This is a genomic window from Pseudomonas sp. NPDC087615 (assembly GCF_044743445.1).
Lineage (GTDB): Bacteria > Pseudomonadota > Gammaproteobacteria > Pseudomonadales > Pseudomonadaceae > Aquipseudomonas > Aquipseudomonas baetica_A.
Genome location: NZ_JBIUWM010000032.1, coordinates 61,088 through 71,052 on the forward strand (window position 1 = coordinate 61,088; position 9,965 = coordinate 71,052).

A 9,965-nucleotide genomic window follows, 5' to 3' on the forward strand; every position below is an offset into this window, starting at 1 on the left:
AGGAGCAGCCCTCACTGCAAGCGGTTGCGGACAGCCGCAACCACGTTGAAGGTTTGATCGGCCACCCGTTTGCTCGGGTCGTTGAGGGTCAGGCTCAAGCGCACACTGCGGATCCGTGCTGGATCACCGGGGTTGGTACTGTAAGTCGAAGCCGCCACATCGGTGGCTGAACTGGCCAGACCGAAAGTCACGTTGAAAGCGCTGACGTTATTCACCAACACTTGCTGAGCAGGTGTCCCGCTGCCGGTGCCCATCAGAATCTGATTGTTGCTGAAACTGTAGAGCAGACGGCGAATCGGGAAAGCGATCTGCCCGGTCGCCGGGCTTCGCAAACCGGTGTAAGCCGTTGCGCTGTTGCGGCAATCGGAGAGCACTGTCCAGGTCGGTGTGCCGCCGCTGCCGCCGATGTCGGCCGTGACCAGCGTCAGTTTCAGGTTCGCGTTGTCCCAACTGATCGGCGTGATCTGCGCCGCACTGAAATCCCCTGACGTGCTGGCATCAGTGATCGTGCCAAGGCAGCCAAACATCCCGACCATACGGATTTCCTGAATCATTTTGCTCAACACGAAACGCGCATCCTCCTGTATGGCGGCGGCACTGTTCTGGCTGACGTAGGTATTCTTCGCGGCGATGAAAGTCTGAACCACGCCCAACACCACAATCAGCCCCAGTGCCAGAGCGACCAGCATCTCGATCAGGCCAAAACCGCGGTTGTGACGCTTCATGGCGTGGCCACCGGATCGACCGCAGCGCGACTGGTCAGCACGAAACTGCGCTGAGCGCTGGCCGTGTTGGCTGCCCGCGCGTCACTCCAGGTGATGGTGATGGTGTAAACCCGCTGGTTGAGCGTGATGCTGCCGGTCGCCGTCGGCCCGCCGAAACCGACGATGTTGGAGGTGAAATCGTAGAGATCCTGATCGCGGGCGACGCCAAGGTTGCCCGACGTCGGTGGCGTGACGGTGTAGTCGGCGCCGGAATTGGCGCGGATACGGTCCATCATGTCGTAGGCAATGAAACTGGCCTGACTGGTCATGCGCGAGCTGTCGGTGTACTTCAGGGCATTGAGTTGCACGGCCGCCGCCCCCAACAGCCCGACCGTAAGAATCAACAACGCGACCAGCACTTCGATCAGCGTCATGCCCTCCTGTGCGTTTTTACTCCCTGCCCTCATCCGCAACTTCCACCCAATTGAATTCGTCCGTTCAAACACACATTCAGCGTCCTGCTTTGCGTTCCCAAGGTGTAACTGAAGACCACCGCCGTCGATGGCGCGGCCAGACCGCCGAGATTGTTGAAGTCCAGTGCGGTCACCCCAGAGGTTAGCGCCAGAGTTGCGCCGCTGCTCATGGCTGGAACAACCCGCAACACATTGGCCGAAGTGCCAGTACTGTCGTAGACCGACAGTTCGCCGGTCCAGGCATTGCCCCCAGCCGTCGGCCGCAGCCGCGTCGTCACGCCCCGATCAATCGCTTCCAGTCGTGCGAAATTGATCGCTCGTTGCAGGTCGCCCATTTCGGTATCGGCCCTGCTGCCCTGTATCGAACGGGTGAACGCAGGCACCGCCAAAGTGATCAGGGTTACGAATATCGCGACCGCAACCAGCAACTCGATCAGCGTGAAACCTTTTGTACGAAGATCCATCGTTGCCCTCCGTTGCCGTCAGCTATACCTGCTTCTACACGCTAGAACATTCAACCGTCCTGTGTCGGTTGATTTGCCCTGTGCGGCGCACGGATCGCCCCGCACATCACACGCCATGGAGGGAATTTTCATGCCGCAACGAGGCTTCAGCCTGATTGAACTGCTTATGGGACTGGCGATTGGCGCAATTGTTCTGCTGCTGGTCACCCCGGCATTTGCCACGCTCAGGGAGTCAAACCATCGAGATCAGGCCGCACAGTCGCTGCTCGACGGCATCCGCAATGCCCGCACAATGGCGATCACGCGCAATCAAAGCGTGGTAATCCATGGCATCAATGGCGACTGGAGTCAGGGCTGGCGGATCATTCTGGATATCAGCGGCAAGGGGCCGGAGGACAGCAGCAATCCGCTGCTGGTGGAGCGTGCGAGTGACGCGAAGGTGCCGATTGTCGGCAACTGGTTGGTGAGCCGTTATGTGCGCTTCAGCAGCCTGGGGCAACCGCTGATGCCCGGGCGGGCCTTTCAGGCTGGGACATTACACATCTGTTCGACTCGTGAGCCGGTCAGCCAGCGCCAAGTGGTGCTGGCGGCGACCGGTCGAGTGCGCCTGAGCAGCAAAAACGCTGAACAGGCGTTGTGTCAAAAAGCAAAAACGCTTAAATCGAACGTACGCGCAGCTCTTTAGGCATCGAGAACGTGATGTTCTCTTCGCGGCCGGCCAGCTCATCGGCACCGGTAGCGCCCCAGGCCTGCAACTGTTGGATCACGCCACGCACCAGCACTTCCGGCGCGGAAGCACCGGCGGTGATGCCAATGCGTTCGACGCCATCGAACCAGCTCTTTTGCAGGTCTTCGGCACCGTCGATCAGGTAGGCCGGAGTGGACATGCGTTCGGCCAGTTCACGCAGGCGGTTGGAGTTGGAGCTGTTCGGGCTGCCGACCACCAAGACCACGTCGCATTCGTCGGCCAGTTGCTTGACCGCGTCTTGTCGGTTTTGCGTGGCATAGCAGATGTCGTCCTTGCGCGGGCCACCTATGGCCGGGAAACGCGTGCGCAAAGCATCGATAACGCGGCTGGTGTCGTCCATCGACAGCGTGGTCTGGGTGACGAATGCCAGTTTTTCCGGGTCATGTACCTGCAATTCGGCCACGTCTTTCTCGTCTTCGACGAGGTAGATTGCACCGCCATTGCTGGCATCGTACTGGCCCATGGTGCCTTCAACTTCCGGGTGACCGGCGTGGCCGATGAGGATGCATTCGCGACCGTCGCGGCTGTATTTGGCGACTTCGATATGCACCTTGGTGACCAATGGACAGGTGGCGTCGAATACTTTCAAGCCACGGCCAGCGGCTTCGGTACGCACGGCTTGCGAAACCCCGTGGGCACTGAAGATCACGATGACGTCGTCCGGTACCTGATCCAGTTCTTCGACGAAAATGGCGCCCCGGCTGCGCAAATCCTCGACGACGAACTTGTTGTGCACAACTTCATGACGCACGTAGATCGGCGGCCCGAAGACTTCCAGGGCGCGGTTGACGATTTCTATCGCCCGGTCCACGCCGGCGCAGAAGCCACGGGGGTTGGCGAGTTTGATTTGCATGCTGTGCCTCGTGTCTTGCGCGCGAAAAAACAGTGAATAACTACTGAGGGAGCGGGCTTGCTCGCAAATGCTGACTGACATTCAACCTATAAGTTGTCTGACACACCGCTTTCGCGAGCAAGCCCGCTCCCACATTTTTACAGCGCTTTGACGCTGATGATTTCCACGTCAAAGGCCAGCGTCTTGCCCGCCAGCGGGTGATTGAAGTCGATGGTCACTTGCGCATCGTCGAACTCTTTCACCACACCCGGCAGCTCAGTATTGGCTGCATCGTTGAAGATCACCAGCAAACCCGGCGACAACTCCATATCAGCAAACTGCGAACGCGGGATAACCTGCACGTTCTGCGGGTTCGGTTGACCAAAAGCGTTCTCCGGCTCAACGCTCAGCGTACGCTTGTCGCCAGCCTTGAAACCGAATAATGCCGCTTCGAAACCCGGCAGCAGGTTGCCGTCGCCGACCTTGAAAGTCGCTGGGGCCTTATCGAAGGTGCTGTCGACCGTGTCGCCGTTCTCCAGGCGCAATGCAAAATGCAAGGTGACTTCCGTGTTCTGGCCGATGCGTTGCTCAGCCAATACCTGTTCAGTCATGAACGGTTTCTCCGGTTTTCTTGGTTTTGAACATATCCAGTGCCAGCATCACCGCACCAACGGAGATGGCGCTGTCGGCGAAGTTGAACGCCGGGAAGTACCAGCGGTTCTGCCAGTGCACCAGAATGAAGTCGATCACATGGCCCAGGGCAATGCGGTCGTACAGGTTGCCCAGGGCACCACCCAGCACCAGCGCCAAAGCGATGGCCAGCCAGGTTTCGTTGCGGCCCAGACGCTTGAGCCAGACCACCAGCACCGCGCTGACCACGATCGCGATCAGGGCGAACAGCCAGCGCTGCCAGCCGGAGCCGTCAGCGAGAAAGCTGAAGGCTGCACCAGTGTTGTAAGCCAGGGTCCAGCTGAAATAATCGGGAATGATCACGATCTGCTGGAACATTTCGAGCTTGTTTTCGAAGTAGAACTTGCTGGCCTGGTCAATGACCAGAACCAGCAAACTCAACCAGAGCCAGCTCAACCGTCCGAAACGGCCAACGGCATTAGGCATAGTGACGAACCTCGCCAACGCCGCTGATGTTATCAACACAACGACCGCAGATTTCCGGATGCTCCGGGTTCACGCCGACGTCTTCGCGGCAGTGCCAGCAACGGGCGCACTTGGCGAAGGCCGATTTGACGATCTTCAATTTCAAACCACTGACTTCGGTCGCTACCGCGTCGGCCGGAGCCTGTACAAACGGTGCAACGCCGGCGGTCGAAGTGATCAGGACAAAGCGCAGTTCGTTGCTCAGCTTGGCCAGATCGGCGCTCAAGGCGTCTTCGGCGAACAGCGTCACTTCGGCTTGCAGGTTGCCACCGACGGCTTTTGCCGCGCGCTGGATTTCCATTTCTTTGTTGACCGCAACCTTCACTTCCATGATGCGATCCCAGTACTCGCGACCCAGCTCGAAGCCTTCCGGCAGCTCGGTCAGACCTTCGTACCAGGTGTTGAGCATGACCGATTCGTTACGCTCGCCCGGCAGGTATTGCCACAGCTCGTCGGCGGTGAACGCCAGGATCGGCGCGATCCAGCGCACCAGCGCTTCGGAGATGTGGAACAGCGCGGTTTGCGCCGAACGGCGGGCCTTGCTGTTGGCGCCAGTGGTGTACTGACGATCCTTGATGATGTCGAGGTAGACCCCCCCCAGCTCCTGCACGCAGAAGTTGTGGATCTTGGAGTAGACGTTCCAGAAACGGTACTCACCGTAGTGCTCTTGCAACTCGCGTTGCAGCAGCAGAGTGCGATCCACCGCCCAGCGATCCAGTGCCAGCATCTCTTCAGCCGGCAGCAGGTCGGTGGCCGGGTTGAAACCGGTCAGGTTCGAGAGCAGGAAGCGTGCGGTGTTACGGATACGCCGGTAGGCGTCCGCGCTGCGCTGCAGGATCTGCTCGGACACGGCCATCTCGCCGGAGTAGTCGGTCGAAGCCACCCACAGACGCATGATGTCGGCGCCCAAGGTGTCGTTGACTTTCTGCGGCGCAATCACGTTGCCCAACGACTTGGACATTTTGCGGCCGGACTCGTCGACGGTGAAGCCGTGGGTCAGCAGCTCGCGGTACGGCGCGTGGTTGTCAATGGCGCAACCGGTCAGCAACGACGAGTGGAACCAGCCGCGGTGCTGGTCCGAACCTTCCAGGTACAGGTCGGCACGCGGGCCGGTTTCGTGCCCCATTGGGTGCGAACCGCGCAGTACGTGCCAATGAGTGGTACCCGAATCGAACCAGACGTCGAGGGTGTCGCTGATTTTGTCGTACAGCGGCGCTTCGTCACCGAGCAGTTCGGCAGCGTCCATCTTGAACCAGGCTTCGATGCCTTCGACTTCAACACGCTTGGCGACTTCTTCCATCAGTTCAACGGTGCGTGGGTGCAGCTCGCCGCTTTCCTTGTTCAGGAAGAACGGGATCGGCACGCCCCAGTTGCGCTGACGGGAGATGCACCAGTCCGGGCGGTTGGCGATCATCGAGTGCAGACGCGCCTGGCCCCAGGCCGGAACGAACTGGGTGTCTTCGATGGCTTTGAGCGAGCGCACACGCAGGGTATCGCCGCTGACCGGCTCTTTGTCCATGCCGATGAACCACTGCGCGGTGGCGCGGTAGATCAATGGAGTCTTGTGGCGCCAGCAGTGCATGTAGCTGTGCTCGATGACGGTGGTGTGCATCAGCGCACCGACTTCGGTCAGCTTCTCGACGATGGCCGGGTTGGCCTTCCAGATGAACTGGCCGCCGAAGAATTCCAGCGAAGGCACGTACACACCGTTGCTCTGCACGGGATTGAGGATGTCGTCGTTGACCATGCCGTACTTCTTGCAGGTCACGAAGTCGTCCACGCCGTAGGCCGGAGCGGAGTGAACCACGCCGGTGCCAGCGCCCAGTTCGACGTAGTCGGCCAGATATACCGGCGACAGACGGTCGTAGAACGGGTGACGGAAGTTGATCAGCTCCAGCTCTTTGCCGGTAGTGGTGGCGAGGACCGAACCTTCAACGCCGTAGCGAGCCAGGCAGGCTTCAACCAGCTCTTCAGCCAGCACCAGCAGCTTGTCGCCGACATCGACCAGGGCGTAGTTGAATTCCGGGTGAACGTTCAGCGCCTGGTTGGCCGGGATGGTCCACGGGGTGGTGGTCCAGATCACGATCGAGGCTGGTTTGCTCAGCGACGGCAAACCAAACGCGGCAGCCAGTTTGGCTTCGTCAGCGATCGGGAAGGCAACGTCGATGGTCGAGGACTTCTTGTTTTCGTACTCGACTTCGGCTTCAGCCAGCGCCGAGCCGCAATCGAAGCACCAGTTCACAGGCTTGAGGCCCTTGAACACGAAACCGCCCTTGACGATTTCGGCGAGGGCACGAATTTCACCGGCCTCGTTCTTGAAGTCCATCGTTTTGTATGGGTTGGCGAAGTCACCCAACACACCGAGGCGGATGAACTCGGTCTTCTGCCCTTCAATCTGCTCGGTGGCGTAGGCACGGCAAAGTTCGCGGGTCTTGTCCGCGCCCAGGTTCTTGCCGTGGGTCACTTCAACCTTGTGCTCGATCGGCAGGCCGTGGCAGTCCCAACCCGGAACATACGGCGCGTCGAAACCCGACAGGGTTTTCGAGCGGATGATCATGTCCTTGAGAATTTTGTTCAGTGCGTGACCGATGTGGATCGTGCCGTTGGCATACGGAGGGCCGTCATGCAGAACGAACTTCGGACGATCCTTGCCAATCTCGCGCAACTTTCCGTACAGGCCAATACTGTCCCAGCGCTGCAGGATCTGCGGTTCGCGCTGTGGCAGGCCGGCCTTCATTGGGAAGGCGGTGTCCGGAAGGTTTAGCGTGGCTTTATAGTCGGTCATTTAAGGCTCTTCATTAGCGATGGGCGCTAGGTGCGGCTAGTGCACGGGCGGTGGCGACATCCGCATTGATCGCCGTTTTCAGCGCCTCCAGAGAGGCAAATCGCTGCTCTTCACGCAGCTTTTGGTGGAAAACCACCGTCAAACGCCGGTCATACAGATCGCCGGCAAAATCTAAAAGATGGACTTCAAGGTGAGCCTTGCCGTCGCCTTGCACTGTGGGCCGCACGCCGATATTGGCGACGCCGGGCCAGGTCTTGCCGTCGATATCCACATTCACCAGATACACCCCAGTGAACGGCACGCGACGACGTTTGAGTTGAATATTGGCAGTGGGCGTCCCCAGTTGCCGGGCCAGCTTCTGGCCATGCAGCACGCGACCGACTATGCGGTACGGGCGGCCGAGCAAGCGTTCGGCCAGGGCAAAATCGGCGGCGGCCAAGGCGTTGCGCACCTGAGTGCTGCTGACGCGAATGCCGTCCAGCTCGACGGTTTGTGCAGCTTCGACGCTAAAACCGTGGACCTGCCCGGCCTGCAACAGGAAATCGAAATCACCGAGGCGGTCGCAGCCGAAGCGGAAGTCGTCACCGACCTCCAGATGCTGCACGCCGAGGCCGTCTACCAGAATGGTGTCGACGAACTCACTGGCGCTGAGCTTGCTCAGACGCTGGTTGAAGGCCAGACACAAGACCCGGTCAACGCCTTCGGCCGCCAGCAGTTGCAGCTTGTCGCGCAACCGGGCAAGACGCGCCGGTGCGGTCTCGGGTGCAAAGAATTCCCGTGGCTGCGGCTCGAAAATCACCACGCAGCTGGGTACGCCCAACTCGAGCGCACGCTCACGCAGTCGGGCCAGGATAGCCTGGTGACCACGGTGAACACCGTCAAAGTTGCCAATAGTGGCGACGCAGCCCCGATGCTGGGGGCGCAAGTTGTGGAGGCCTCGAACCAGCTGCATAACGCGCTTCTTGCTCATAAAGTGGTCGATTATAACCACACCCGGCGGCAGACGACAGGCAACACCGTAACGCAAAGTGATCGAGCCGACAAAACTGTCGGCACACGCCCGTTCATAAAGAGTAAAACCTCAGCTCAAGGCCTTGCGATTGAAGTCACGCAGACGGAAACCGAGCAGCAGCAACATACCGAAATACGCGACCACGCCCGCCGCCACCAAAACGCCCAGACGCAGGAAGCGTTCAAGCATGTGCCCCTGATCCCAGGCTGGCATGAAATGCATGCCGACCAACAACACCGCCGACATCACCGCCACCGCCACCACCAGTTTGAAGCCGAACTTGGCCCAACCTGGCTGCGGCTGGTACATCTGCTGTTTACGCAGTTGATAGAACAACAACCCGGCGTTCAGACAGGCGCCAGCACTGATCGCCAACGCCAGGCCAGCGTGAGCCAACGGACCAATCAACACAAGGTTGAACAGTTGCGTGACGATCAGCGTGAAAATTGCGATTTTTACCGGCGTACGAATGTTCTGTTGCGCATAAAAGCCCGGCGCCAGCACTTTGATCACGATAATCCCGAGCAGACCCACCGAATAGGCAATCAACGCGCGCTGGGTCATTTCAGCATCAAAGCCACTGAACTGGCCGTACTGGAACAACGAAACGGTCAACGGCTCGGCGAGAATCCCCAGTGCCAGCGAGCACGGCAGCACCAGTACAAAGCACAGACGAAGCCCCCAGTCGAGAATCCGCGAATATTCGTGGCGATCCTTGCTGGCGTAGGTTTTGGCCAAGGTCGGCAGCAGAATGGTACCCAACGCCACACCCAGCACGCCGGACGGCAACTCCATCAAACGGTCAGCGTAATACATCCAAGACACCGAACCTGCGACCAGGAACGAGGCGAAGATGGTGTTGATAATCAGCGAAATCTGACTGACCGACACCCCCAGGATCGCCGGCAGCATCTGCTTCATCACTCGCCAGACGCCGGTATCGCGCAGATTCAGGCGCGGCAGGACCAACATGCCGATCTTCTTCAGGTGCGGCAGTTGATAAAGCAACTGCGCCAGACCGCCCGCCAGCACCGCCCAGCCCAAGGCCATGACCGGCGGATCGAAGTATGGCGTCAGGAACAGTGCAAACACGATCATGCTGACGTTGAGCAGGGTCGGTACGAACGCCGGCACCGAGAAACGGTTCCAGGTATTGAGGATCGCACCGGCCAGCGAGGACAGGGAGATCAGCAATATGTAAGGAAAGGTCACCCGCAAAAGGTCGGAGGTCAGCTGGAATTTTTCCGGCGTATCGGTAAAACCGGGAGCCGTAGCCCAGATCACCCACGGCGCGGCGATCATGCCCAGCGCCGTTACCAGCGCCAGCACCAAGGTCAGCAACCCCGACACGTAAGCAATAAAGGTACGCGTCGCCTCCTCGCCCTTCTGGCTTTTGTATTCCGCCAGAATCGGCACAAAAGCCTGAGAGAACGCACCCTCCGCGAAGATTCGCCGAAGCAGATTAGGCAGTTTGAAGGCAATAAAGAAGGCGTCCGTCGCCATCCCGGCCCCGAATATTCGGGCGATGAGCGTGTCACGGACGAACCCGAGAACCCGCGAAAGCATCGTGATAGAGCTGACGGCGGCCAACGATTTGAGCAGATTCATTGAGGGAATTTGTGCCTGTCGATAAACAGCAGGCGAACAATGCGCCTACTTGTGCGATACTCTGCGCCGCAACAGCACAGAGCCAAAGCTCGCGAGTTTACAGGTCAAGCGCCGGAAATAAATATCCCGCCTCTTTATACCTACCACTTAGCGGAACGTTTCAAGCGCCCTTGACAAGACATCT

Annotated in this window: 10 protein-coding genes; 1 reads left to right on the forward strand and 9 read right to left on the reverse strand. The window is 59.4% G+C overall.

Features of this window, described 5'->3' with window-relative positions; translation table 11 throughout:
* Positions 1-11: 11 nt before the first annotated feature.
* From ACIOU6_RS17100 to ACIOU6_RS17110, 3 genes are read right to left on the reverse strand one after another with little or no spacing between them, the layout of a single operon-like run.
* On the reverse strand, positions 12-725 hold the full coding sequence (locus ACIOU6_RS17100) for a PilW family protein (RefSeq protein WP_401138107.1): 714 nt from the start codon (positions 723-725) through the stop codon (positions 12-14).
* Positions 722-1,171, reverse strand: a complete 450-nt coding sequence (gene pilV / locus ACIOU6_RS17105) for a type IV pilus modification protein PilV (protein WP_221730094.1) — start codon at positions 1,169-1,171, stop codon at positions 722-724. Before pilV ends, ACIOU6_RS17100 begins: the two co-directional genes overlap by 4 nt.
* Entirely contained in the window at positions 1,168-1,641 is a 474-nt protein-coding gene (locus ACIOU6_RS17110) for a GspH/FimT family pseudopilin (protein WP_221730095.1), read from the reverse strand. The genes pilV and ACIOU6_RS17110 overlap by 4 nt, the downstream gene beginning before the upstream one ends.
* A gap of 130 nt (positions 1,642-1,771) precedes the next feature.
* On the opposite strand from ACIOU6_RS17110, the gene ACIOU6_RS17115 reads away from it, so the two are divergent.
* Positions 1,772-2,326, forward strand: a complete 555-nt coding sequence (locus tag ACIOU6_RS17115; RefSeq protein ID WP_401138113.1) for a GspH/FimT family pseudopilin — start codon at positions 1,772-1,774, stop codon at positions 2,324-2,326.
* On the opposite strand, the gene ispH is transcribed toward ACIOU6_RS17115, so the two are convergent.
* The 6 genes from ispH to murJ form a co-directional block, all read right to left on the reverse strand.
* A complete protein-coding gene (gene ispH / locus ACIOU6_RS17120) occupies positions 2,298-3,242 on the reverse strand; it encodes a 4-hydroxy-3-methylbut-2-enyl diphosphate reductase (protein WP_221730097.1) in 945 nt (314 codons plus the stop codon). The genes ACIOU6_RS17115 and ispH overlap by 29 nt on opposite strands.
* A 137-nt stretch (positions 3,243-3,379) precedes the next feature.
* On the reverse strand, positions 3,380-3,817 hold the full coding sequence (gene fkpB / locus ACIOU6_RS17125) for an FKBP-type peptidyl-prolyl cis-trans isomerase (protein WP_221730276.1): 438 nt from the start codon (positions 3,815-3,817) through the stop codon (positions 3,380-3,382).
* 7 nt (positions 3,818-3,824) lie between these two features.
* The gene (gene lspA, locus ACIOU6_RS17130) at positions 3,825-4,337 is read right to left on the reverse strand and encodes a signal peptidase II (RefSeq protein WP_221730098.1); all 513 of its coding nucleotides are present in this window, start codon (positions 4,335-4,337) and stop codon (positions 3,825-3,827) included.
* Complete coding sequence (gene ileS, locus ACIOU6_RS17135; RefSeq protein ID WP_401138118.1) at positions 4,330-7,161, reverse strand: isoleucine--tRNA ligase; 2,832 nt, start codon at positions 7,159-7,161, stop codon at positions 4,330-4,332. Before ileS ends, lspA begins: the two co-directional genes overlap by 8 nt.
* Before the next feature lie 13 nt (positions 7,162-7,174).
* Positions 7,175-8,113 (reverse strand): bifunctional riboflavin kinase/FAD synthetase, encoded by a 939-nt coding sequence (gene ribF / locus ACIOU6_RS17140; RefSeq protein WP_221730100.1) that lies wholly within the window; start codon positions 8,111-8,113, stop codon positions 7,175-7,177.
* Positions 8,114-8,242: 129 nt separating this feature from the next.
* Positions 8,243-9,781, reverse strand: a complete 1,539-nt coding sequence (murJ, locus tag ACIOU6_RS17145) for a murein biosynthesis integral membrane protein MurJ (protein ID WP_401138121.1) — start codon at positions 9,779-9,781, stop codon at positions 8,243-8,245.
* Positions 9,782-9,965: the final 184 nt, after the last annotated feature.